Below are 24,874 nucleotides of genomic sequence, written 5' to 3' on the forward strand. Positions count from 1 at the left end.
GTCTACCGGCTTTCCGCCAACAGATCGTGCACCAGCTGGAACAGCTCCAGCAGACGGCGCGGATCTTTGCCCGTCAGCTCCGCGATGCGGCCGAGCCGGTACTGGAGCGTATTGCGGTGGATATTCAGTTCCGCCGCCGAAGCGGACATGCTGCCGTCCCGGCCGATGAACACGCGCAGCGTGTCCAGCAGGTCCGGGTAATCTTCAAGCCGGGCCGCGGCGCCTATTCTCGGCGGCAGATCGGCCTGTCCCAGGCCGGCCAGGAACTCCACGTCCTCGAAGCGCAGAAAGGACGCCGACGGCCGCAGCGCGAGCCGCACGTTCATCGCGGCCCGAGCCTGGGCATAGCTGTCGGCGACCAGCGCTTCGCGGCGTCCCGACGACGCCCGTACGCGCGGCTGCCGCTTGAGCAGCGGTTCCAGCAGCGGTTCGGCCGCGCCGTCTCCTTGCAGCAGAAGCAGATGGACGCCGCTTTCCGGCGCAAAGGAAGGCGCCCGCAGCAGCAGCGGAGCCGACTCTTCGTTCGGTTCGAAGCCGGTGAGCAGCAGCACTGTCGTATGCAGCGCCAGGTCGATTCCGTAAACCGCGGCTTCTTTGCGGATCTTCTGCGTATACGGACCGCGATGCTCCAGCAGCATACGGATAAACGCCGCGCGCCGGCTGACTTCCCGGGCCAGGGTTTCCAGCGCCGTTTTTTGCTCGATCAGCAGCGACACGGTCGTGCGCACGATATTGCAGAACGGCCGCACCTCGTCGGGCTCGCCGGTAATGCCGATTACGCCGACTCTTTTGTCGCCGATTACGATCGGCTCGTTGGTGCCTTTTTTCTCAAAACGGCCGTCCTCGCGCACCTCGACCATACGGCCCGTGGCGAGCGCCCGAACTGCTCCTTCGTGCACCGTTCCCACCCGGTCCGGCCGCCCGCTGCCCACGATCACGCCCCGGTCGTTCATGATATTGATATTGTAAGGAATGTCCCGCATCATCTTGTCGACAATCTCCTGGGCCTGCTTCTCCGAGAGCTGAAACATCCGCGATCCTCCTCTTAAATCTGCCGATTGATATTGTGCATATGAATAAATAGTATACCTGTTTTTCAGGCGGGATAAAGTGACTTTATGAATATCGCTCTAAAAAAGTCCCCGCTGCCCAGATTATTCGTTATTGCTGAATTTTTTGTTGCAAATGCAATAAAAATATTATAGGATTTCATCTAACCGAAGTCGTGACTGACAATCCGTGCACAAAAGGAGCTGGCCGCCATGCAGGAAATTCTGCGCGAGATCGGAATGATCGCCAGAGCGCTGGACTCGATCAGCAATATGGAATTCAAAGAATACGACCTCACCAAAGGACAGTATCTGTATCTGGTGCGAATCTGCGAGCATCCGGGAATCATTCAGGAAAAGCTGGCCGAGATGATCAAAGTGGACCGCACCACCGCTTCGCGGGCTGTAGGAAAGCTGGAACAAAACGGCTTTATCGAGAAAAGGGAAGACGAGCGGAACCGCAAGATCAAAAAGCTGTTTCCGACAAGCAAAGGCGAGCAGGTCTATCCGTTCATTAAAAAAGAAAACGATCATTCTAACCGGGTCGCGCTGAACGGGTTCTCCGGCGAAGAAGCGGCAGTCTTTTTTCAACTGCTGCAAAAAGCCAGAAAAAACGTGGAAGTCGACTGGGAATCGGTCAAAAAAGGAAACAAAAGAATCTATTGAATCTGTCGTAATCGGAAATGATCGTTTGGAGTCGAGGAGATGAATAGTGAAATGACGATCGAAATCGTGCCGTGCGGCCTCAAAGATCTGCATGAGCTGAGAGAAATCAGTATCGAAACGTTCCGCGACACGTTCGCAGACCGGAATTCGCCGGAGAATATGCGGGAGTACCTGGATAAAGCATTCGCCGCCCGGCAGTTGGAGTCGGAGCTGTCCGAGCCGCATTCGCAATTCTTTTTTATTCTTGTCGATAAGGCGCCGGCCGGACTCCTGAAACTGAACACCGGCGAGGCGCAGTCGGAGAACATGGGCGAAGACGCGCTTGAAATCGAGCGAATCTATATCGGCCGCCGGTTTCAAAAACAAGGACTGGGCCGATATTTGATGAATAAAGCGCTGGAAACAGCCGCGGCCGAACGCAAAACGAAGATCTGGCTGGGCGTGTGGGAACAAAACGAAAACGCGCTGGCGTTTTATCGAAAAATGGGCTTTGTCCAGACCGGCGCGCATTCGTTCTGGATGGGCGACGACGAGCAGACGGATTTGATCCTGACGAAGACGCTGGATTGAACGCTGCGGGAAAAGTCGAATCGTATATTATCTGATGCTGTCTTCGATAGTGCGCCGCCAGATTATAATTAGTTGAAATTCAAAGTGAAGATAAATTAAAACGGCTTCGCCTGATGGGCGAAGCCGTTTGTTTTCCGGTCTATTCCGTTCGATCGCATCAGAGCAAAACGTTCGAATCTATCGCTTAAGGCAGCTTATTCCCCGCCGCGAGGTAAATGCCGTACCACTCTTCGCGGGACAGCTGCACTTCGCTCGCTTTGATGCAGTCTTTAATGCGCTGGAGGTTCATGGTGCCCGTCACCGGCTGCATATGGGCCGGGTGGCGCAGCAGCCACGCGATCGCGATCGTCGTGTTGCTGACTCCGTGATCTTCGGCGACTTTGTTGATCTCCGCGTTAAGTTCCGGGAACTTTTCGTTATCCAGGAATACGCCTTCGAAGAATCCGAACTGGAACGGCGACCACGGCTGGATGGTGATATCGTTCAGGCGGCTGTAGTCGAGAATGCTGCCGTCGCGGTCCACCGACTCGTCGATCAGCATATTGACGTTGACGCCGTTGGAAATCATATTGGCGTTCGTGATGCTGAGCTGGAGCTGGTTGGCGACGATCGGCTGCTTCACGAATTTTTTCAACAGCTCGATCTGCATCGGCTTCTGGTTGGAGACGCCGAAATGGCGCACTTTGCCCGACGATTCGAGCTGGTCGAACGCTTCCGCTACTTCTTCCGGCTCAACCAGGGCGTCCGGACGGTGCAGCAGCAGGATATCGAGGTATTCGGTGTTCAGCCGCTTGAGGATGCCGTCGACCGAAGACAGGATATGCTCTTTCGAGAAATCGAATTGGCCCTGACGGATGCCGCATTTGGATTGAAGAATCAGCTTTTCGCGTACGGACGGGTTCATATGTACCGCTTCTGCGAAGATTTCTTCGCATTTGCCGCCGCCGTAAATATCCGCATGGTCGAAGAAGTTCGCGCCTTCGTCCAGGGACGTTTGTACGAAAGTTTCCGCTTCCTTTTTCTCCAAGCCGTCGATGCGCATACAGCCTACGGCCACTACCGGAACTTCAAGATTGCTGCTTCCGAGTTTCATCGTTCTCATGACTGCGCTTCCTCCTCATATTTAACGGGTTTGGCTCCATGCCAATCGTCTGTTTCATTGGGATTGCTGCCGCCTCAGGGCGCGTGCGTTACTAAAGGCATAACAAGTCTGACATAAAAATAAAACGTTTTCAAGAGAGCGGGACGGCTTACGGGCTTTTTTGGCGAATATTCTTGCTTTAATGGAAAATTCCCAGCCAGACCGCCAGAAGAATCGCGGTCAGCAGCATCTTTTTCTCGCAGGAAGTGACCGACGCGGCATCCTGCATATCGGCTTTTGCCAGCCAGTAGATCGACAAAGCGGACGCGATCAGCACGCCGGCTGCGCCGACGAAGCGTCCCGACGCCGCAAGCCAGACGGAAGAAGCGCCGATGACCGCAAAATACAGCAGACCGGGCAGACGGGCGAACGCAATGCCGAAGCGCTCTGCCGCCCACACGACGCTGGTCCGCTTGACGGGCGAAGCGTTCCGGTCCGCTTCCAGGTCGGGGATATGGTGCACCATTACCCAGGCGATACAGTACATGGCGTTGACCCAGGCATTTTGCAGCGCCCATTCCGGCAGGCTTCCGAGCAGCAGCCAGGCTCCGCCGAGCCCCAGCGCGAACGTGGACGGAAACGTGCTCAGCCACTCGCCTGCGAAAGGCACGTAAGCCAGCCGCAGCGGCGGCGCCGAATACGAGACGGCGCCCCAGATGCCGATCAGCAGCAGACCGTTTTTGAGCACAAGCCGGGAGGTGGAGCTCATTTCCGCAGGACTCCTTTCTTGCCGTGAAATTCTTGGACTACCTTCCTATAACACCTGCACGGAGAAGGGAACCATATGAACCTGGATAAAAGAATAAAGTAAAAGAGCAAAGCCGGTTTATAAGCCTAACTCTCGCGAGTGTTAATTTTTCAATTTCTCATCGAGTACTTGCAATACGGGATTTTAAAACCTTAGTATATGTATAAGAGGTGGGAATAAATGAAAATCATCAATAATATCAGCGAAAGACTCGGTGACGACTTGAAGCAGACACTCGGCAAAGGCAGTAAGGTGTCGATCGCCGCGTCTTATTTTTCCCTGTACGCTTACGAGGCTTTGATGAAAGAACTGAAACAGGTGGACGAAGTCCGCTTCCTGTTTACTTCACCCACATTCGTTCCCGACGCGGTCGGCAGGGAAAAACGCGAATTCTATATCCCCAAACGAAGCCGCGAAAACAGTTTATACGGGACTGCATTTGAAATCCGGCTAAAAAACGAGCTAAATCAAAAAGCAATAGCGAGAGAATGCGGAGAATGGATTCGACGAAAGGTGAAATTCAAGTCCAACCGGACCGAGGCTTCCATGCCGGGTATGTTGAACGTGCAATCGGAAGGCGAAGCGCTGACCTATACGCCGCTGAACGGCTTCGGCACGGTCGAGCTCGGTTACGAGAAAGGCGGCGCGCTCGCAAGTCTCGTGCATCGGTTCGACGAGGCGGAAGCGACCGGCGTCTACATGGGTTTGTTCGATGAGGTCTGGAACGACAAAAACAAACTGGAAGACGTCACGCAGCAGGTAGCCGAGCAAATTTCGTCCGTGTATAAAGAAAACTCGCCGGAGTTCGTTTACTATGCGATTCTCTATAATATTTTCAACGAGTTTCTGTCCGATCTCAACGAAGACGTGCTGCCCAACGAAGCGACCGGCTTTAAGGAAAGCGCGATCTGGAACCGTCTGTATCCGTTTCAAAAAGACGCGGTTATCGGATCGATCAACAAACTGGAGAAATTCGGAGGCTGTATTCTGGCGGACAGCGTTGGTCTGGGCAAGACCTTCAGCGCGCTTGGCGTGATCAAATACTATGAGCTGCGCAACAAGTCGGTGCTAGTGCTTTGTCCCAAAAAGCTTGGCGACAACTGGATGACTTACCGGCAGCCGGTAAACAACAATGTGCTGGCGGCGGACCGGCTGCGTTACGACGTGCTGTACCATACGGATGTGTCTCGCGATCGCGGGTACTCCAACGGCATGCCGCTGGATCGGCTCAACTGGGGCAACTACGATCTGCTGGTGATCGACGAGTCGCATAATTTCCGCAACAACGAGGCGAAGAAAAATAAAGAAACCCGCTATCAGAAGCTGATGAACAAAGTGATCAAAAGCGGCGTTCGCACCAAAGTGCTGATGCTGTCGGCCACGCCGGTCAACAACCGCTTTATAGATCTGCGCAACCAGCTGGCGCTGGCTTACGAAGGCGATCCGGAGCAGATCAACGCCAGGCTGGACACGGATCGCGGCATCGACGATATTTTCCGGCGCGCCCAATCGGCGTTCAACCAATGGTCGAAGTTGGATGCGCAGGAGCGGACGACGCCGGTGCTGCTGGGGATGCTGGATTTCGACTTTTTCGAGCTGCTGGACAGCCTGACCATCGCCCGTTCGCGCACGCATATCCAGAAATATTACGACACGGAGGAGATCGGCGAGTTTCCGAAGCGGCGTGTTCCGTTATCCGAGTACTGCGCGATTACGGAGCTGGAAGGCGTGCCGGAATACGAGGCTATCTTCGCCGAGCTGTCCAAGATCAATCTGGGGATTTACGCGCCGTTTCAATATATTCAACCGAGCCGGATGAGCTTCTACGAGAATCTGTACGATACCCGGGTCAAAGGAGGCGGCGGAAGCTTCCGGCAGATCGACCGTGAAGGCAGCCTGCAGATTCTGATGCGGATCAACCTGCTCAAGCGGCTGGAAAGCTCGGTGGAATCGTTTCGCCTGACCCTGGGCAAGATCGTCGACAATCTGGAGCGGAATCTGGAGCGGGCGGACGAGTACGAGCGCAGCCGCGGCGAAGCGGCCGAAACAAACGGTACGGTCGAATATTCGGAACCGGAAGAAGCGGATCTGGATAACGACGATTGGCTCGACGACGAGTTCAGTATCGGGAAGAACGTCAAGATCAATCTGGCGGATATCGATCTGCTGCGTTGGAAAGAAGATCTGGAGCACGACCGGCATATTCTTGCGGAGCTGCTGGACGAGATGATGAAAGTGACGCCGGAACACGACAAGAAGCTGAACGTGCTCAAAGAAATCATCGACAAGAAAATACGGGAACCGATCAACGAAGGCAATCGCAAAGTGATCGTATTCAGCGCTTTTTCCGACACGGCCGGTTATCTGTACACGCACCTGTCGTCTTATATGAAAGAAAAATACGGAATCGAAAGCGCGAAAATTACGGGCAGCGACGAAAATAAAAATACGGCGGGACTGCGCAGCGATATCCATACTCTGCTGACCTGCTTCTCCCCGCGTTCCAAAGAAAAACATCTGACGATGCCTCTCGAAACACGCAAACTCGACCTGCTGATCGCCACGGACTGCATCTCGGAAGGTCAGAATCTGCAGGACTGCGACTATCTGGTCAATTACGATATTCACTGGAACCCCGTACGGATTATTCAGCGCTTCGGACGGGTGGACCGGATCGGCTCGCGCAATAAGCAGATTCAACTGGTCAATTTCTGGCCGGACCTGTCGCTGGACGAGTATATCAATCTGAAAGCGCGCGTCGAGAATCGGATGGTCATCATGGATATGACGGCGACCGGAGACGACAATGTGCTGTTCAATCGTTCGAGCGATCTCGAATACCGCAAACGCCAGCTCGACCGGCTGCAGGAAGAAGTGGTCGATCTCGACGAGATGGATACCGGCGTATCGATTACCGATTTGGGGCTGAACGATTTTCGGATGGATCTGGTGGGCTACGTCAAAGAAAACGGCGGACTGGACAGCGTTCCGGGAGGCTTGCACGCGGTAGTGGGGACAGACGGCGGCAAAGGCATTTCGCGCCCGGGCGTGATCTACGTGCTGCGCAATATCGACCAGGAGCTCGACGCGAAGCGCCAGAACCGGCTGCATCCTTTTTACCTGGTCTATATCGGAGAGAACGGAGAAGTCGTAACCAATCATCTCGATGTCAAAAAAACGCTGGACGTGCTGCGGGCGCTCTGCCGGGGCCAGGTCGAACCTGTGATAGCCGCATGCCGGGACTTCAACGAAGAAACGCGCGACGGTCGCAATATGCGCCGCTACTCGCGGCTGCTGGAAGAAGCCGTTCTCTCGATCGTCCAGGTCAAGGAAGAAGGCGATCTCGACAGTCTGTTCAGCGCGGGCGGGACGACGGCGCTGCTGGATTCCATCCGCGGGCTGGAGGACTTCGAGCTGCTGAGCTTTGTGGTGATTCGGGATATGGAAGCCGCAGCAGAATCGACTGAACGGGAGACACCATCATGAAGCTGAAACTGCCGTCCGGCACCCTTGTCGACAAGAAGATTCCGAAAAATAAATTTTACGAGAAGCTGCATGCCGACTCCGGCCTGAAAGAGCTGTTCACGCGTCAGGTGGATTCCGTGGTCTGGAAGCACAAGCTTTCGCCCGCAACGATACGTCTGGAAGCGCGGGACGGAATCGATGAAATCCAGATTTTTGAGATAGTACTGCGCCAGCGGGAGTATTCGCCGGAGATCCTGCGCGGCATCGACCGCGCGATTCCGTATCCGATCCTGTACGTGCTGCGCTGCGGGCGGGAGAGCAAGCTTGCGATTGCGTACAAGGAGCGCAGCGAATCGGACGAGAACCGGGCCGTTGTGCGTTCGTATCACGAATCGCAGTGGCGGCCGGAGGACGGCGAAGCCGGCGGCGCGGAGTTCGAAGTGCTGCATGGGCTGGATTTGAAGGCGGTGTACGAGCATATCGTGCGCAGTCTTGTGTCGATAACGGGGGAAAGCGAAACTTCGAGCGAGTCCGCTTCGGCGCAGACGCCTGCTTCGCTCGCCGACAATCTTCCGCTGGAGGAACTGCTGGAACGCAAAAGCCGGATCGAGGCGCTGGGCCGGGAGTGTCTGCGTTTGGAAACGAAAGTGCGCAAAGAAAAGCAGTACAACCGCCAGGTGGAGCTGAATATGCAGCTGCAGCGGAAGCGGAAAGAACTGGCTGCTTTGCGGAATGGAGATTCTTCGCTGTCGGGAGGGGAACTTGGTTGATTCTGAATAAACAAACGGGGGAGTTCTGCCCGGTCGAGTTCGCCCCGCTGACGAAAGAAGATCTTCCGCTGCTGACCGTACGCCGGGGCGGCTGGATATTCGGAGCAAGACGCTGGGCGGCCTACCTGGATAAACCGGATGTTTTTCCGGTTAAGATGACGCTTCGGAACAGCGATCGGATCGAAGGGATTGTCGTATACCGAAACCAGCCGGATATGGAAGGATTGTTCGTTTTGTGGATCGAGAGCGCCGCGCATAATCGGAGATTCGACGAAAGCGGCGATCCGGACTTCGATCATGTTGTTGAAAGTCTTCTGGCTTACACATGCAGTCGAAGTTACGAATGGGGATATGATTATTTTATCGCACTGCAGTGTATGGGGCACCCGATTCTGCATGCGTTTTATAGAAAGCTGGGACTTATGGAACTGCCTTTCAACCGGTATATGGGAGTGATGCAAATGCCTGAAAAATTCAAAAGCGAACCTGCCGAAACGTCGCTCCAAACCATAGCGGATCTTACAGCGGGCGGGAAACTGGTTGCTGTTGTAGGGCCCGAAGGCATTTCAGCGGAAGATGCCGGTAAGATTCTGGAGTGGAAGCGGGGGAGGGAACGGAATTAGAAGAACATTCGAGAATGTTCTTCTCGCTACAATATAGAAAAGACGGCGAATAGTATCGTCGTCTTTTTGGCGCGGCACAGAAATACTTAAGCGGCCTGATTACAGTTACTTCTGAGATCGTCTCACACGCAGAATATAAGGCAGGACCTGTTGAGAAAGTACTTCATGGATTGTGAAACCCGGCGGTCCTTCGATCCGATGTCCGTCTTTATCTTCCAACCCTTGCGGAACGTGCCAGTGCCAGGGATCGAACTTCTTGATTTCTTCTGGCGTATCGCTCGTATGGTAATGAGCATGAAATTTTTGGAGGATTTCTCCATTGCCCGCATACCAGTCATAGTAATATTCAATAAGATTCGTTCCTTCGAAAATTTCCTTGCAGCGCAAATATCCATCATAATGATGAAAAGTGATTTTTGCGTTCACTTCTCTTCCTTTTTTGTGGTCCAGTTCGAGTCTGTTTCTTTCTAAATCGCGGGCTTCAAGAATCTCGCTATACATATACTCCAGGTTAGAGAAGGTCGTTTTATCAATGCCCAGAAATTTTTGCATGTTTAAGCCTCGCTTTATATGACCACCAAACCGAAGCATCTGTATCCTCGACCGTCAATTCTTTGATCGTTTTGCCGCCAAAAACGGCTTCAAAGGGGCCGCCGTATTTTTTTTCGAGTTCTTGAATGCTTGCCTCTAAATATGCAATCTCGTCCACTTCCGGCTGCTGGTTTTCCTTTTCCCAATTTGTCTTCAACACAGCAATTCGGACCTGCTTACCGTTTGTGAAAATAACTTCGGCATCTTCGGGGATTTTCGACCATTTCTTCTCTTCTTTTTCAACGCCGATGATCTTGCCTTCACGCAGCCAGGTATTAATCGTTTGGGGAGATACACCGATATATTTGGCGACTTCAGTCGTGGAAAAGGTTGGAATGTTATCTCTAGTCGATTCTTCGGAGATATGCTGAAAAATCTTGGCTGTGTACTCGATCAATCGCTCTTCATTCATCAGGTCTTCTTCGTTCAAAGAACCACTGTATTGTTCAGCGCCTTTCACGGTAAATATTAAGTTTTTAACGAGAGCGGCTGTCAAGACATGGTCCGTTTCGATCATTTTCTTCATATAATCACGGGCCGCAGTTCCAGTCAGAAGATTTCTTTCGATTGCTGTCGGACGCATAATTGGTTCACCTCTTTCTCCTCAGTATATTCACTTCGTTGATTATAGTCAATAAAACGAAAGTAAACAGAAAGTAAAAAGAAAGTGAATATCGTTCTAAGCAGCTCATTCTTTTTATATGTTCTCTTTACTTCCTTAAGGATTAAAGCTGCTTTTTTTTCCTCGTTTACCATCTAACGTCTCCAGAAAATCCTTCGTAGTCCGCACTACATACTTCACTTCTTCTAAGTCCCGCTCCATCAGCGTGAACTTATGTAAGTCCACCATCATCTTCTTATCCTCGATATCCTGCGATAGGTACAGAGTTTGAAAGTTGAACAGCTCGCCTGGCGAGATATCCAGAGCCTGCATCATCGTTTCAAGCGTCTTGAGCGAGATATTGGTTTGTCCCCGTTCAATATCCGAGACCCTCGATTTGCTGAATCCGTCTTTGCCTGTCTTCTCCGCAACCTGTGCCTGCGTCAAACGTTTGGCTTCTCTAATTTTCCTCAATTGCTCGCCGACCAGTTTCAAAAAATCCGACATGTGATCACCTCAATTTGAGGTTAGGTAAAAAATACGGAAATAGAGTTACCATTATAGAAGAAAAATATTTATAAATTCCCGCTTGAATAGTACAATTATGTGAGTATTATTGCAGAAGAGTACTGCTCAGGAGGGATTGGGATGAAAAAAGCGGCATGGATGCTTGTGTTGGCGGCTATTGGAATGTCAGGCTGCGGGACCCCGGGTGAACCGGCTGCGCCCGCAAGCGTGGCCGAGCAGACAAGCGATAGCGAAGAAGCGGCACCTGTTAAGACTGAAAATCCGACTTTTCGCAATACGACATGGGGAATGTCGCGAGAGCAGATTATCGCAGCAGAAGGTTCCGAGCCGGCTGGAGAGCAAGAAGGGGCCGTTCTGTACAAGGATCAAGTCAGCGGACTCAATGTGGTCGTCTATTATAATTTGATCGATGATCAGCTGGTATCCAGCGCTTATATGCTGCAGGAAGATCATATGAACGAAAATCAGTATATATCGGACTACGACAGGTTCCAGGATTCTCTGACCGATAGATATGGAGAACCTGATCGGGACGATGAAATCTGGAAGGGCGATCTGTACCGAGATGAACCGCGTTCAAATTGGGGTATGGCGCTTATTACCGGCGATCTTCAGTTATATTCTTCTTGGGAAACCGGAGATACCAGTATTACTTTGAATGCCATAGGTGATAATTTTAAAGCAAATATGGCTATTTTGTATGAGGGACTGAAGTACCAGGATATGATCAAGCAAAATACGAAGGTGAAAGACGACGGTAAGTTTTAAGAAGGAAGGAGATTTAGAGTGAATCGAAAAAGAATATGGGCAAGCCTTATGATTGTGGCGTTGATCTTTACCCTGTTCGATCCGGCATCCGTACATGCGCAGGCCAAAAGTGTCGAGATCAGGATAGAAGGAAGCACGGTCGCTTACAACAGCCAGAAACCGCAAATCATTAACGGTGTCGTCATGTCGCCTTATGTACCGGTATTAAAAAAGATGAGTACGACTTATGAATGGAATTCCAAGAAGCAGACTCTTACGATCAAAAAGGATAAAACCAAGCTGCTGCTCACAATCGGAAGTGAAAAAGCAACGCTTAACGGAAAAACAATCACTTTGGCCGCGGCTCCTCAATTGATCAAAGGGAACATTTATATTCCCGTCGAATCTATTGCACTTTCACTTGGAGCCGACCTCGATAAGGCGAATTCAGCGACTGCTACGACTCTGTGGATTGCAGTAAGCGATCCGGGCAAAATGAAGCTGGCTATCGGCCGCGACGACTATAATAAAGTGAAAAAGCTGATCGATAAAGGCGTCGATTTAAGTTATACGGATAAAGACAAATCCAATTACCTGCATCTTGCCGCTACCTCTTCAATAGAAATTAACCGGCTGCTGCTGGAAAAAGGCGTTTCGGCCAACCAACTCGATAAATGGGATTCGACGCCGCTGAGTACTGCCATTCTACTTTCCAGAGAAGATCTGGTTAAACTTCTGGCGCCGTATACGGATTTGTCTTACGTCAATCCGTACACGAAGTTTGGTTACCTTGATGATGCCCGTGACCAAGTAGAAATGATGAAAGGTTTGAATATGCCGGAACAGCTGCAGCAGGCTGAAAATATTTTATCTTATCTGGCGCAAATAACAGGAACGGATCTATCCGGTCAATCTGGCAATCTTCCTGCCAAAGTGGGACAGACGGTTACGATTGAGACAACGAATGGAAACGGATCGGTGAGTAAAATAAAGGTTGGACTTACCGTAGAGCAAGTATTAAAAGGGCAGCAAGCCTGGGCAAAAATCGTGGAAGCCTCTCATTTAAATTCCGGGCCTGCCGCAGGGAAAGAGTATCTTGCCGTCCTTGTTAAAGCTGATTTCGCAAATCAGATACAGTCGAACAAAGCTGTAGACGATACGGATTTTGTGCTGCTCAATCCAAAAGGCGAGCGAATCTTTCCTGTTTATATCCCCGCCGCTCCTCAGCCGTATTTCCAATACTACTTGGGAAATAAGACGGAAACGTCGGGATGGATCGTATTCAGCGTGCCGCAGGATATGCCGCTCGACAGCTTAACGCTGGGCTACAAGTGGGAAAAGTCGAAGACTCAGGCGTCATTTCAACTGCAAGAAACCTCTGTAACAGAAAGCCAGGTCGATCTTGGACAACTTCAACTGCCCGCAGCAATTAGCCCCACACCGGACGAAAGTGAATTGAAAAGTATTTTACAGCAGAATTTCGGCACGCTGCATACGACTTATAAAGGCGATATGAATTTTGATTTTGAAATCCGGCATAACGATACTATCATGTGGCCGTACGACTATCAGATCCATACCCGTTTCGATTTCGCGTCGTATTATGAGATTAAATACGGCAATTCGATCAGCGAAGAACAAAGAGCGTTGACGCTCCAGGAAATGCGCGATCATCAGGAGAAAATAGGGCGCACTCTGGCGGCTCTGTATCCGTCCATGAAGTTTACGGGATCTTACTACGATTTTTGGTATAAATACCCGTACCTTAAAGTAGGTTACGAGTCGATCACCCTTGATGAATGGGCAAACTACGATGAAGGGTTCACTACAACCAACGCTTATTCCAATACGGTGCCTTCTTTCTTTAGATGGAGGAATTGACGCGAGGGCGGAAGGATAGGATGAAGCACGAAGGTTTGGTTTGTATTGGATTCAGGTTGTCGAGGCTTTCTCGACAACCTAAGCATATGAATAATAAATAGGGGATGGGCAAATGGCGTACAAGTACAATAGATATAGCGAAGTTATCGATTGGTTCGCTTTGCAAAAGAAAATCAATGAAAAATATACAGGCGGAAGAGGGCACTTTTTTCCGCGAAAAGCAATTGTAACGGCTTTTCTCGGGGAAAATGTGGGTTTTGAAAAGAACAAAGTACGGCCGGCAATTGTGGTTTCTGTGGATTCCAACAATCAAACGAGCGGGAATGTGGCTATAGTTCCGTTAACGAAAGAAGAAAACAAAATTGATCGAACAACCGGAAAACCTGTTAGTAAAAGATTGCTGGCCAGCCAATATAAACTGTTCAAAAGTAAATACGGTAAACTGAATCACAATTCTATTGTTCAATGTGAGGATGTTCGGATTGTCAGTAAAGCCCGTATTGGTGACGTAATTGATTTTATTGACGACGCAGATATGAAACAGATCTCCAAGCGGTTAAAATATTTCTTTGGAATCTGAGCGATCAGTCCGCAGTTGTTTATCGTTACGTACGGCTTGTACTTTCGTTGACCAAACTCTTTTTTTATTGTATAATACGTCATAGAAGTTGAGATTTATTTATATCGTCTGTACATGATCGATAACGCTTTGAAGGCTAGCCTGAGAGTCGAAGCGATCATGGTCGCGGACTTACGTTATGTTTAGTATCGGGAGCCTTTGATCGTTCCCAAACGAAGCAGGTGTCAGAGATGACGCCTGCTTTTATATTTTTCTTCAAAATTCAAGCTCAAGCCGCTTCCTTATGGAAGCGGCTTTTTGCGGTTTCTTTCTACTGCGTCCAGAAAATCCTGAGTCGTTCGAACGACGTATTTGACGTCTTCCAGATCTCGTTCCATCAACATATAACGGTGCAAATCGACCATCTGCTTCTTGTCTTCGGTATCCTGCGTCATATAAAGCTGCTGTACGTTGAATAATTCGCCGGGAGAAATATCCAGGGCGTTCATGATCAGTTCAATGGTGCCGATCTGAAAGTCTTTAGTCGCTCTTTCAATTTCAGATACTCGGGACTTACTAAAACCATCCTGCCCTGTAAGCTCGGCCACTTGTTCTTGAGTCAAATTTTTAGCTTCTCGAATTGCTCTTAATTGAGCGCCAATCAGTTTCGCCAGATCCGACATATAATCACCTCAATTAAGAGGGTAGGCAAGTTTTTCGAAAATTAAGTTACCATAATAGATATATAAATTATAAAAAGTATATTTTAAATAGAACTTTCGGGTATCCAGTGCTACAATTTAGGAAAATAACTGGATTGAGGGGTACTCATGCAAAAGTTGAACATGAAGTCACCGGATCTTACCGCGCAGAATGTGGACCGGATCACGGAACTGTTTCCCGAAGTATCGACCGAGACTGCCGGAGAAGATGGGAAGCTCAAAAAAGCAATCGATTTCGATCTGCTGAAGCAGCTGCTGTCCGATGAATTGGTGGAAGGAGAGAAAGAACGCTACCAGCTGACCTGGCCGGGCAAAAAAGAAGCGATCCTGAACGCCAACACGCCGATCGACAAAACGCTGCGCCCGGTGAAGGAAGACAGCGTGAATTGGGATACGACGGAGAATCTCTATATTGAAGGAGATAATCTGGAGGTTCTGAAGCTGCTTCAAGAGTCTTACCTAGGGAAGGTTAAGTGTATTTATATTGATCCGCCTTATAATACAGGGAAGGATTTTGTCTATCGGGATGATTTTAGTGAGTCGAGTGAAGAATACTTGGAGGGATCAGGACAGGTAGGCGAAGATGGTGAAAGACTTTTTAGAAATACTGAAACTAATGGAAGATTTCATAGTGACTGGTTATCTATGATATATTCTAGATTAAAAACTTCTAGGAATCTTTTACATCAAGAAGGAAGTATCCTTGTGCATATTGATGAAAACGAAGTAGTAAACTTAAAAAAAGCACTTGACGAGATTTATGGAATAGATAACTTCTTAGGAGAAATCATCTGGGACAAAGGTAATCCTAAGGGAGATGCTACTAGCATTGCTTATCAACATGAAATACTTTTAGCATATGCAAAAAGTAAAAGTGACTTTATTTCAAAAAATCCTTTAACTAGGGATAAAACAAATGCTTCAAAGATTATAGCAAAAGCGAAAGATCTTTTTCTTAAAATTGGAAAAAAGGAATTGCCTAGTGATTTGAGAGAAGTAGTTCAATCTCATAATCTTTCAGTACATCAATTTGAAGAACATAAAATTAAATCAACAATAGAAAACGTCAATAAAGAATTCTATAAATGGATTAAAAACCAAAGTTTTTCCGGTGGAGAAGCGGCTTATTGTAATATAGACTCGGATGGTGAAGTATATCGTCCGGTTTCTATGGCATGGCCCAACAAGAAGAAAGCACCGGACGATTACTTTATCCCACTAATCCATCCAGAAACTAAAAAACCTTGTTCTCTACCTGAGAGGGGATGGAGAAATCCTAGCTCTACTATGAAACGGCTATTAGCAGATGGAAAAATCATTTTTGGAAAAGATGAAACTACAATACCCAATAGAAAATATCTGCTGAAAGAAAATATGAAAGAAAATGTGCCCTCCCTTCTTTATTTTGCTGGTAGTGATGACGCTTTATTTAAAAGTTTAAAAATTAATTTTGATAATCCTAAGCCTTATAAATTTAGTAAGCAGTTAATGAACTATTTTGCCTTTTCCTCAGATTCCCTCATCCTCGACTTCTTCTCCGGCTCCGCCACCACCGCCCATGCGGTGATGCAGCTCAACGCCGAGGATGGCGGCAATCGCAAATATATCATGGTCCAGCTCCCGGAGCAGACGCCGGAGACTTCCGAAGCCCGCAAAGCCGGCTACGCCACCATCTGCGAAATCGGCAAAGAACGCATCCGCCGGGCCGCGAAGAAGATCCAGGCCGAGACCGGCGCGGATATCGATTACGGGTTCCGCGTGTACCGTGTGGATTTCAGCAACATGAAGGACATCTACTACACACCGGACAAGCTGGGGCAGGGCGATCTGCTCGACCTCACCGATAACATCAAAGGGGACCGCACCGGCGAAGACCTGCTGATCCAGGTCATGCTGGAAAAAGGCCTTCTGCTGTCGCTGCCGATGGAATCGCGCGAGATCGACGGGTTTACTTTCCACTACGTCGCCGGCAATTCGCTGATCGCCTGCTTCGATACGGATATTCCCGAAGCGCTGATCCGCCGGATCGCCGCCGAGGACAAGCCGCTGCGCTTTATCTGCCGGGACGCTTCTTTTGCCGACGATTCGGACCGTATCAATCTGGAAGAAATCTTCAAGCTGCTCTCGCCGTCCACGGATATTCAGGTTCTGTAGAGGAGGAGCAGCCATGAAAATTCAATTCAAACAGCAGCCGTTCCAGCTCGAAGCGGTGCAGCGAGTCGTCGACGTTTTCCAGGGTCAGCCCAAGGGCGATTCGCGGTTTACGCTGGATAAAGGACGGCGCCAGAAGGTGGAATACGCCGGCGATATCGCTCAAGGCCGTGCGGGAGCCGCTGTGCTCGACGCCGATTACGGCTTCAAAAACAACCAGATCCGCATCTCCGACAGCGACGTGCTCGACCATATCCGGATGCTGCAGCGGATGAGCGATCTGCCCGTGTCCGACAAGCTCGAAGGCCGCTACAACCTCACCGTCGAGATGGAGACCGGCACCGGCAAGACGTACACATATATCCGGACAATGTTCGAGCTTTATGAGCAGTACGGCTGGAGCAAATTCATCGTCGTCGTACCGTCGATCGCGATTCGCGAAGGCGTGCTGAAGACTTTTCAGATGACGGAAGAGCACTTTATGTCGCAGTACGGGATCAAGGCGCGGCATTTCGTGTACAATTCCAAGCAGCTGCACCATATCGAACAGTTCGCGGCCGACGGCGGCATCAACGTGATGATTATCAACTCGCAGGCGTTTGCGGCCCGGGGGCAGGATGCGCGGCGCATCTATATGGAGCTGGACGATTTCGCTTCCCGCCGCCCGATCGACGTAATCGCCAGCACGAATCCGATTATGATCGTCGACGAGCCGCAGTCTGTGGAAGGCGCGAAGACCAAGGAGTCGCTGAAAGTTTTTAACCCGCTGTTTACGCTGCGCTATTCGGCTACTCATAAGGAAGACTACAACAAGATCTACCGGCTCGACGCGCTCGACGCCTACAATATGAAGCTGGTCAAGAAGATCGACGTCAAAGGCATTTCGGTAAAAGGGAGCGCGGGAACGGAAAGTTATCTGTATCTGGAAGGCATCGACGTCAGCGCCAAGCGCGCGCCGATCGCACGGCTGGAATTCGAAACGATGACCCAATCCGGACTGAAAAAGCAGACGAGAAAAGTAGACCAGGGCTACGACCTGTATACGCATTCCGGAGAAATGGAGCAGTACAGGGGCTACCGGGTCGCCGAGATCAACGGGCAAAACAATACGGTCACGTTTACCAACGGCGTGACGCTGCGCGCGGGCGATGTCCGGGGCGACGTCAACGAACTGCATTTCCGCCGGATTCAGATTCGGGAAACGATCAAGTCGCACTTGGAGAAAGAACGGAAGCTGTTTTCTCGGGGGATCAAAGTGCTTTCGCTGTTCTTTATCGACGAGGTCGCCAAGTACCGGCAGTACGGCGAAAGCGGCGAGGAACAGGGCGGCGAGTATGCGGATATTTTCGAGGAAGAATACGCGAATCTGGTGAACGAGCAGCTGTCGCTGTTCGCGGACGATCCGTATGTGCGCTATCTAAACGGAATCCAGGGGCGCGCGACGCACAAAGGTTATTTTTCCATCGATAAAAAAAGCAGGCGGTTCGTCGATCCCAAAGTGTCCGGCCGCAATGCGGAAGCCGGGTCCGACGATGCCGACGCATACGATCTGATCATGCGAGACAAAGAGCGGCTGCTGAGCTTCGGCGAACCCACGCGCTTCATCTTCTCGCACTCGGCGCTCAAAGAAGGCTGGGATAATCCGAACGTGTTCCAGATCTGTACCTTGAAGCACAGCGATTCGACGATGAAAAAGCGGCAGGAAGTCGGGCGCGGCCTGCGTTTGTGCGTAAACCAGCAGGGAGAACGGATCGACGCCGAATCGGCGAACGACGACGTGCATGAGATCAATGTGCTGACGGTGGTGGCGAGCGAGTCGTACGAGCTGTTTGCCCGGCAGCTGCAAAGCGAGATCGCCGAGACGCTGGCCGACCGGCCGCGGAAAGCGGATCATGCGTTTTTCCTGGACCGGGTACTGACCGATGCGCGCGGCGAAACGCTGAAGCTCGACGATTCGCTGTCCCGCAAGCTGCTGCACGGGATGATTCGCGACAATTACGTCGACGACGACTACAAGCTCACGGACACTTATTTTGCCGACGCCGAGCAGGGAGAAGTGAAGCTGCCGGAAGAGCTGGAGCCTTATCGCGAGCCGGTGCTGCATCTGCTGAAGTCGATCTATACGCCGGACCGGACTTCGCTGGCCGAGAACGGACGCGAGCGCAACGTCAACGGGCTGGTTCCCAACGCCAATTTCAACAAGCGGGAGTTCCAGGAACTGTGGACGAAGATCAACCGCAAATCTGTGTATACCGTCAAATTCGACTCGAGCGAGCTGATTCGCAACTGCATCCATAAGCTGGAGACGGAACTGAGGGTGCCGGCGCTGCGCTACACGGTGGCCTACGGCGAGATGAAAACCATCGAATCGAAAGAAAAGCTGCTGTCCGGCGAATCGTTCGAACTGCGCGAGAAGCTCAACCAGACCGAACGGGCAGCCATCAATTATTCCGTCAAATACGATCTGGTCGGCAAGCTGATGGACGCCGCGCAGCTCACCCGCCGGACGATTATCGCGATTCTGTCGGGGGTCAAAGAAGCGACGTTTATGCAGTTTCGGGAGAATCCAGAGGAGTTTATGCTGCGCGCCGCCAGGCTGATCAATGAGCAGAAAGCGTCGACCGTGATCCAGTCGATCACGTACGATGCGGTAAACGAGACGTACGGAAGCGATATTTTTACGGCAAGCAAACTCGGCGGCAAACTCGGAGAGAACGCGTTTCCGGTCGAAAAACACATTTACGATTACGTCGTGACCGATTCGCGGATCGAGCAGAAGTTTGCGAAGGAACTGGATGTGAATACCGAAGTACTGGTGTATGCCAAGCTTCCGGGCGGCTTCTACATCCCTACGCCGGTCGGCAAATACAACCCCGACTGGGCGATCGTGTTCAAAGAAGGCGAAGTCAAACACATCTACTTTATCGCGGAAACGAAGGGCTCGATGAGCTCCATGGATATTCGCGGCGTGGAGAATGCGAAGATTGCATGCGCGCGGAAGCACTTTGCGAGCTTGAATACAGCGGAGTTGAGGTACGATGTGGTGGATAGTTACGAAGAGCTTCTTAATAAAGTGATGAAATGAAATTCCGCTTGTCATCAAGCCGCATGTTCTCCTCGCTTGAGGAAGACATGCGGCTTTTTTATGTCCTAAGCCAGTATCGAGCGGACGTTTCGAAGAACGCTGCCGAGAAACTGCGGCTCAGCCGAGACGTTTCCGGCCACTTTGATTTTGCATTTTTTATAGTCAAGACTTTTAAATTGATCGGTTAGGACCACTCCCGTAAAAGCAAGCCCGTCGGGAAGCGGGATCTCGAACGCATAATCTTTGGATTGATTGGTGATCGGGCATACAACGGCAAACCCGGTCAATTCGTTAAAGGCATATTCGGATAAGACGATAGCGGGTCTCCGGCCGGATTGTTCCTGACCGGTTTGCGGATCAAAGTCCAGCCAGATCAGATCGCCGCGTGCAGGAATAATCAAATAAGTTCGTCTCCTTCGATTCCAAAATCAATTTCTTCATGACGCGGCGAATCGACTTTTATTTTTGAAAGAAGCCTGTCCAAATGACTGCGAAGTTCTTCATTTGAATCGACGGAATTTAACGGGCGCAGAAGGAGCTGATTATCGGAAGTCAGAGTAACCTCTATCTGCATGCCTTCAACGAGATTTAATTGTTTTAGAAATTGATTCGGGATTCGAATGCCGTTGCTATTTCCCCAACGGCTAAGTGTAACCGTAGTCATCCTGATCGCATCCTTTCAAGATTTTATCAATATTATATCGTTTCATTTCGATATTGTATATCCATGTGATATACAATATTTGAATATCAAAGGGTCGGATCGGTCAAAGAGACTACATGGCATGTTTCTATATCTGTTTAAGGTTAAATAATTAGAAACTGGACATATGCTCATGCTATTTGATAGATGAAACCGTCAATTGTCCTTTAATTAGAGGAGAGGTGACCCCATGCCCCTATGGATGCTTGGTATTCTGATTCCCGGCGGTGTGCTGACGCTGCTCGGAATTGCGTTTACGTTGATCGGGTTGACGATGAGACGAAGAAGCGCGGATTGGATCGAGACGGAAGGCATTATCGTGAAGCAGGGAGAAATTTTGCGGAATTTTCCGGATCGGCGGCCGACGTTCGCATATCGAACCAAAGACGGCTCGGAGTATATGCGGACGTCGGCGATGTCGCAGTCGCCGGGTTTCTGGCCGGATACGCGCGTGCGGGTCAAATACAATCCGGACGATCCGCAGCAGGCTGTCATCGATTCGCCTGCCCAGAGCGGGCTGGTGTTCCTGATCATCGGGGTGGTTATGCTTCCGATTGGCCTGATTATTTTGCTGGGAGGGACAAGTCTGGCGGCTTTCTTCACCCGTATGTAGACGCTTTGCAAAAAGGACTTGAAATTCACAGCCGAAAGCCCGATAATGAGTATATAAAATAATTATAGTAACTTACTTTAATAAATTATTCTTTGTTCAAAAAGGAGATCATATACTCATGGAACTCGGCATCAGTACTTTTGTGGAAACTACGCCCGCAGACGGAAACGGACCGGTAATCAGCCACGCGGAGCGTATCCGCCAGGTTGTGGAAGAGATCGTGACAGCGGACAGAGTCGGCCTCGATATCTTCGGCGTCGGCGAGCATCACCGGGCGGATTACGCCGCTTCGGCTCCGGCGGTTATTCTGGCCGCGGCCGCGGCTCGCACGGAGAACATCCGGCTGACCAGCGCCGTAACCGTGCTGTCGTCGGCCGATCCGGTGCGCGTCTTCCAGGACTTCGCGACCGTGGACGCCATCTCGAACGGGCGGGCGGAAATTATGGCGGGCCGGGGCTCGTTTATCGAGTCGTTCCCGCTGTTCGGCTACGATCTGAACGATTACGACGAGCTGTTCGACGAGAAGCTGGAGCTGCTGCTCAAGATCCAGGAATCGGAGATCGTCGAGTGGAAAGGCGGCCATCGTCCGGCGATCAACAGCCGCGGCGTATATCCGCGTCCGGTACAGGAGAAGCTGCCGATCTGGATCGGCAGCGGCGGCAACCAGGAATCCGTCGTGCGCGCCGGTTTGCTGAATCTGCCGCTCGTGCTGGCGATTATCGGCGGACGCCCGATCCAGTTCGCTCCGCTCGTCGATCTGTATAAACGCGCCGCGGCCCATGCCGGCCACGACGCCTCGCTGCTCCCGGTCGCTTCGCACTCGCATGGCTTTGTCGGCGAAACGGACGACGAAGCGGCGGACAAATTTTTCCCGTCCATGCAGTACGCGATGAGCGTGCTTGGCAAAGAACGCGGCTGGGGCCCGTACACCCGCCAGGGCTACGACGCGCTGCGCGGGCCGGAAGGCGCGCTGTACGTCGGCGACCCGAAGACAGTCGCGAAGAAAATCATCGACCTGCGCAAGCGGGTGGGCATTACCCGCTTTATGCTGCACACGCCGGTCGGCACCATGAAGAACCACGACGACGTGCTGCGCTCGATCGAGCTGCTCGGCACCAAAGTCGCGCCGATCGTGCGCGAAGAGATCGCGGCGTGGGAAGCGGCGGGATCGCCGGCGGAATAAACGCTAAGGAGTAGGCGTTGAACCCGCGCGGCGTGGCGGGACGCGGCCGTTCGTTTCGGCTCGGGTACGTACGAGCCGCTTCGGGCCGCCCGAGGAGTCGGCTTCGGGCCGGGAATATTGTCCGGATGAGCACATTTTCATCGGAAGTTTCAAAAGGACGATCTTTGACCGTAAGCTCGTCTTCGAATGCGGCCGACTTACCGGATTCGAAGCTTAGCCCGAATACCGCTCTCGATAATTAAACTCAAACCCAGATCAAATGCAAAAATCCACTTCGTTTGTAGACAGGGAACGGATCAAACGAAGACGAAGTGCGAAAATCCACTTTATTCTCGATTCGACAGCCGAAAAAGCGTCGAAAACGAAAATAAAGTGGATTTTTGCATCCGATCGCTATTTTTGAGGAACGGATAGGAGAATAAAGTGGATATGTGCAGTTTATGCGGCTCGAAAGCGGCTAAAGGCAGGCTTCAACGAGTTTGAAAGTGTGTTCCGGTACTGGATTCGAGCCGGACTGTATTCGGTGTCATGCGCATTCGCCTGGAGATCCGGCGAAACGACGCAGATTCCGGAACGGACAGCAATAAATTTTAAATATTCCTTTACAGGAATATTCTTTATGGAGTATATTATTTGTAGAAAGAACAGCTTCACTTTCCCGCCTTCTGCATAAGCTGCAAGACTTGTGAGAATAATTCTAACCAACCACACAACGAAAGAGGTGATCCTCTGCGAGAACGCGTTGGTCCGTTTACGGGCGTCAGGCCCACAAGCGGGTCGGGCCGGCTTTCGGAACGCCCAATCGACGCCGGTCGTCTCCGGCCCGGGCTGTTTGCCTGGCGCGAGCCGCTCGGTCCGCCCGGCAAACAGCCCGAGCTTCCGAGTGCCTGCCGGATGCCAGTTTCCAAGCGGCCTGCGCGTGCTCAAGGCCCCTATGACAGCAGAACCTATCGAAGTATTCGGTGCGCTGGCCGAACCGAGCCGTATGCGGATCGTCACGCTGCTGCGCCGCGGGCCGCTCAATGTCGGCGAGATTGCAGGTGCCCTGGAGCTGCGGCAGCCCCAGGCATCCAAGCATCTCAAAATCCTGCAGGAAGCCGGGCTGGTCGAAGCCGAAGCGGAAGCGAACCGCAGGCACTACCGGCTGAAGCCGGAATCGTTTCGCGCGCTGGACGCCTGGCTGGACGACTATCGGCAGCTCTGGAGCGGGCGTTTCGACCGTTTGGACGAGTATCTGCCGCAGATGCAAACGAAGATCCAACCCAAATCCGAGGAGGAATAAACATGCAGAATCCGACAACCGTAAGAGCCGAAGGCCGCGAGTTTGTACTGGAACGCGAATTCAAAGCGGGGCGCGAACAGGTATTTGCCGCTTTTACCGAATGCGAACACTTGAAGCACTGGTGGGGGCCGAGAGGTTGGGAATTGACGGCCTGCAAGCTCGATCTGCGCCCGGAAGGCGTTTGGCATTACTGTATGACGTGCGTGGACAAGTCGCAGGGCGACTACTACGGGATGCAGTCGTGGGGCAAAGCGGTGTACGGAGAGATCGACGCGCCGAACTCGCTGAACTATACGGATTACTTTTCCGACGAAGAAGGCGGCGTTAACGAGGAGCTGCCTCCGTCGTATACCGCTGTTCATTTTGAACAAACGGAAAGCGGCACAAAAGTGATCTCGCGGACGGCGTACGATTCGGAAGAATCGCTCAAAACGGTGCTGGAGATGGGCATGGAACAGGGCATTCGCGAAACGTGGGATCGTCTGGACGAATACCTGGGTTAAGCGGACGGCCAGGTGAACGACGCGGCGGTCTTGACCGATTTGCAAACGCTCGCCGATTCCCTGCTCCAGGCCGTTCGATCGACCGATTAAGCGCGGACGGCAGCAGCAAGCGCAGGTTCGCTTCAAGGCCGAAAGGCTTCGAGGCGGATCCGCGCTTGTTTTTTTAACGGAATACCTTGCTTTGCAGCAGTTCCAGCGCCTTCTCCAGCTCCTGCAGTTCTTCCTCGGTCAGTCCGTCGATTCGCTGCTCGAAGCCCTGCTGCACCTGCGCGAACACGCGCCCCATCATCGCCTGGCCGTCCGCGGACAGCCGGAACAGCTGGCGGCGGCGGTCGGCGTTGTCCGTCGTTTTTTCGCAAAGTCCTTTTTCGGTCAGCTTGCGCAGTTCGCGGCTTGTATTCGGCAGCGACAGGTCGACGCAGTCCGCGATCTCGCTCGGCGTCACCGGCTGGCTGAACATCATATACTCCAAAATTTTGTATTGAACGGGGGTTACGTCCTCGTTTTTTACGCCCCGGGTCAGCTCGTGGCTGACTTCATGCACGGATGACGTAAAAGTAAGGAATTTCTGAAACAACGCGCTGCGATCCATGGGCTCACCTCTTGCTTTTAACATAACAAAAAACTTATCTTTAAACAATTATCATTTGACAATATTATAGGGGATATGCTACCTTTTTGTTATCAAAAGAC

Annotated in this window: 24 protein-coding genes; 14 read left to right on the top strand and 10 right to left on the bottom strand. The window is 51.4% G+C overall.

What is annotated here, in order from left to right:
• Positions 1-2: 2 nt before the first annotated feature.
• Complete coding sequence (locus QWJ34_RS08915; RefSeq protein ID WP_302727065.1) at positions 3-1,031, bottom strand: CdaR family transcriptional regulator; 1,029 nt, start codon at positions 1,029-1,031, stop codon at positions 3-5.
• Between the two features lie 231 nt (positions 1,032-1,262).
• Here QWJ34_RS08915 and QWJ34_RS08920 point away from each other — a divergent pair, with 231 nt between their 5' ends.
• On the top strand, positions 1,263-1,715 hold the full coding sequence (locus QWJ34_RS08920) for a MarR family winged helix-turn-helix transcriptional regulator (protein WP_302727067.1): 453 nt from the start codon (positions 1,263-1,265) through the stop codon (positions 1,713-1,715).
• Between the two features lie 51 nt (positions 1,716-1,766).
• Positions 1,767-2,285, top strand: a complete 519-nt coding sequence (paiA, locus tag QWJ34_RS08925; RefSeq protein ID WP_302727069.1) for a spermidine/spermine N(1)-acetyltransferase — start codon at positions 1,767-1,769, stop codon at positions 2,283-2,285.
• Between the two features lie 184 nt (positions 2,286-2,469).
• Here the strand turns inward: paiA and QWJ34_RS08930 are convergent, their stop codons facing one another.
• Positions 2,470-3,387, bottom strand: a complete 918-nt coding sequence (locus QWJ34_RS08930; protein WP_302727070.1) for an aldo/keto reductase — start codon at positions 3,385-3,387, stop codon at positions 2,470-2,472.
• A gap of 178 nt (positions 3,388-3,565) precedes the next feature.
• Positions 3,566-4,135 carry a UbiA prenyltransferase family protein gene (locus tag QWJ34_RS08935; protein ID WP_302727072.1) on the bottom strand — a complete coding sequence of 190 codons (570 nt, stop codon included), beginning with the start codon at positions 4,133-4,135 and terminating at the stop codon, positions 3,566-3,568.
• Between the two features lie 219 nt (positions 4,136-4,354).
• Between QWJ34_RS08935 and QWJ34_RS08940 the strand changes: the two genes are divergently transcribed.
• The 3 genes from QWJ34_RS08940 to QWJ34_RS08950 are packed head-to-tail and all read left to right on the top strand — an operon-like array spanning position 4,355 to position 9,032.
• Complete coding sequence (locus QWJ34_RS08940; RefSeq protein WP_302727073.1) at positions 4,355-7,660, top strand: helicase-related protein; 3,306 nt, start codon at positions 4,355-4,357, stop codon at positions 7,658-7,660.
• Positions 7,657-8,409, top strand: coding sequence for a DUF4391 domain-containing protein (locus QWJ34_RS08945; RefSeq protein WP_302727074.1), 753 nt, complete (start codon positions 7,657-7,659; stop codon positions 8,407-8,409). The genes QWJ34_RS08940 and QWJ34_RS08945 overlap by 4 nt, the downstream gene beginning before the upstream one ends.
• Positions 8,406-9,032 (top strand): hypothetical protein, encoded by a 627-nt coding sequence (locus tag QWJ34_RS08950; RefSeq protein WP_302727075.1) that lies wholly within the window; start codon positions 8,406-8,408, stop codon positions 9,030-9,032. Before QWJ34_RS08945 ends, QWJ34_RS08950 begins: the two co-directional genes overlap by 4 nt.
• Before the next feature lie 105 nt (positions 9,033-9,137).
• Here QWJ34_RS08950 and QWJ34_RS08955 read toward each other — a convergent pair whose 3' ends face one another.
• From QWJ34_RS08955 to QWJ34_RS08965, 3 genes are all read right to left on the bottom strand, one after another.
• Entirely contained in the window at positions 9,138-9,584 is a 447-nt protein-coding gene (locus tag QWJ34_RS08955; protein ID WP_302727076.1) for a hypothetical protein, read from the bottom strand.
• Positions 9,562-10,206, bottom strand: coding sequence for a helix-turn-helix domain-containing protein (locus tag QWJ34_RS08960; protein WP_302727078.1), 645 nt, complete (start codon positions 10,204-10,206; stop codon positions 9,562-9,564). Before QWJ34_RS08960 ends, QWJ34_RS08955 begins: the two co-directional genes overlap by 23 nt.
• A 135-nt stretch (positions 10,207-10,341) precedes the next feature.
• Positions 10,342-10,731, bottom strand: a complete 390-nt coding sequence (locus tag QWJ34_RS08965) for a helix-turn-helix domain-containing protein (RefSeq protein ID WP_302727080.1) — start codon at positions 10,729-10,731, stop codon at positions 10,342-10,344.
• A gap of 141 nt (positions 10,732-10,872) precedes the next feature.
• Here QWJ34_RS08965 and QWJ34_RS08970 point away from each other — a divergent pair, with 141 nt between their 5' ends.
• The 3 genes from QWJ34_RS08970 to QWJ34_RS08980 all read left to right on the top strand — a co-directional run bounded on the left by QWJ34_RS08970 (position 10,873) and on the right by QWJ34_RS08980 (position 13,960).
• The gene (locus QWJ34_RS08970) at positions 10,873-11,520 is read left to right on the top strand and encodes a hypothetical protein (protein ID WP_302727081.1); all 648 of its coding nucleotides are present in this window, start codon (positions 10,873-10,875) and stop codon (positions 11,518-11,520) included.
• Between the two features lie 18 nt (positions 11,521-11,538).
• A complete protein-coding gene (locus tag QWJ34_RS08975; RefSeq protein WP_302727082.1) occupies positions 11,539-13,380 on the top strand; it encodes a stalk domain-containing protein in 1,842 nt (613 codons plus the stop codon).
• A gap of 112 nt (positions 13,381-13,492) precedes the next feature.
• Positions 13,493-13,960 (top strand): type II toxin-antitoxin system PemK/MazF family toxin, encoded by a 468-nt coding sequence (locus QWJ34_RS08980; protein ID WP_302727084.1) that lies wholly within the window; start codon positions 13,493-13,495, stop codon positions 13,958-13,960.
• A 281-nt stretch (positions 13,961-14,241) separates the two neighbouring features.
• Here the strand turns inward: QWJ34_RS08980 and QWJ34_RS08985 are convergent, their stop codons facing one another.
• Positions 14,242-14,622, bottom strand: coding sequence for a helix-turn-helix domain-containing protein (locus tag QWJ34_RS08985; protein ID WP_302727085.1), 381 nt, complete (start codon positions 14,620-14,622; stop codon positions 14,242-14,244).
• 147 nt (positions 14,623-14,769) lie between these two features.
• Here QWJ34_RS08985 and QWJ34_RS08990 point away from each other — a divergent pair, with 147 nt between their 5' ends.
• Both QWJ34_RS08990 and QWJ34_RS08995 read left to right on the top strand, forming a co-directional pair.
• Positions 14,770-16,815, top strand: coding sequence for a site-specific DNA-methyltransferase (locus QWJ34_RS08990; protein WP_302727087.1), 2,046 nt, complete (start codon positions 14,770-14,772; stop codon positions 16,813-16,815).
• Between the two features lie 13 nt (positions 16,816-16,828).
• Entirely contained in the window at positions 16,829-19,897 is a 3,069-nt protein-coding gene (locus tag QWJ34_RS08995; RefSeq protein WP_302727089.1) for a type III restriction-modification system endonuclease, read from the top strand.
• A gap of 65 nt (positions 19,898-19,962) precedes the next feature.
• Here the strand turns inward: QWJ34_RS08995 and QWJ34_RS09000 are convergent, their stop codons facing one another.
• Positions 19,963-20,298: a type II toxin-antitoxin system PemK/MazF family toxin gene (locus QWJ34_RS09000; protein ID WP_302727091.1), complete on the bottom strand. Its 336-nt coding sequence runs from the start codon at positions 20,296-20,298 to the stop codon at positions 19,963-19,965.
• The gene (locus tag QWJ34_RS09005; RefSeq protein ID WP_302727093.1) at positions 20,295-20,561 is read right to left on the bottom strand and encodes an AbrB/MazE/SpoVT family DNA-binding domain-containing protein; all 267 of its coding nucleotides are present in this window, start codon (positions 20,559-20,561) and stop codon (positions 20,295-20,297) included. Before QWJ34_RS09005 ends, QWJ34_RS09000 begins: the two co-directional genes overlap by 4 nt.
• A gap of 229 nt (positions 20,562-20,790) precedes the next feature.
• Here QWJ34_RS09005 and QWJ34_RS09010 point away from each other — a divergent pair, with 229 nt between their 5' ends.
• From QWJ34_RS09010 to QWJ34_RS09025, 4 genes are all read left to right on the top strand, one after another.
• Entirely contained in the window at positions 20,791-21,213 is a 423-nt protein-coding gene (locus QWJ34_RS09010) for a DUF3592 domain-containing protein (RefSeq protein ID WP_302727095.1), read from the top strand.
• A 118-nt stretch (positions 21,214-21,331) separates the two neighbouring features.
• The gene (locus QWJ34_RS09015) at positions 21,332-22,396 is read left to right on the top strand and encodes an LLM class flavin-dependent oxidoreductase (protein WP_302727097.1); all 1,065 of its coding nucleotides are present in this window, start codon (positions 21,332-21,334) and stop codon (positions 22,394-22,396) included.
• A gap of 934 nt (positions 22,397-23,330) precedes the next feature.
• Positions 23,331-23,678, top strand: a complete 348-nt coding sequence (locus QWJ34_RS09020) for an ArsR/SmtB family transcription factor (RefSeq protein WP_302727099.1) — start codon at positions 23,331-23,333, stop codon at positions 23,676-23,678.
• Positions 23,679-23,680: 2 nt separating this feature from the next.
• Positions 23,681-24,181 (top strand): SRPBCC family protein, encoded by a 501-nt coding sequence (locus QWJ34_RS09025; RefSeq protein ID WP_302727101.1) that lies wholly within the window; start codon positions 23,681-23,683, stop codon positions 24,179-24,181.
• 163 nt (positions 24,182-24,344) lie between these two features.
• On the opposite strand, the gene QWJ34_RS09030 is transcribed toward QWJ34_RS09025, so the two are convergent.
• Complete coding sequence (locus tag QWJ34_RS09030) at positions 24,345-24,773, bottom strand: MarR family winged helix-turn-helix transcriptional regulator (RefSeq protein ID WP_302727103.1); 429 nt, start codon at positions 24,771-24,773, stop codon at positions 24,345-24,347.
• Positions 24,774-24,874: the final 101 nt, after the last annotated feature.

The organism is Saccharibacillus sp. CPCC 101409 (assembly GCF_030518235.1).
GTDB lineage: Bacteria > Bacillota > Bacilli > Paenibacillales > Paenibacillaceae > Saccharibacillus.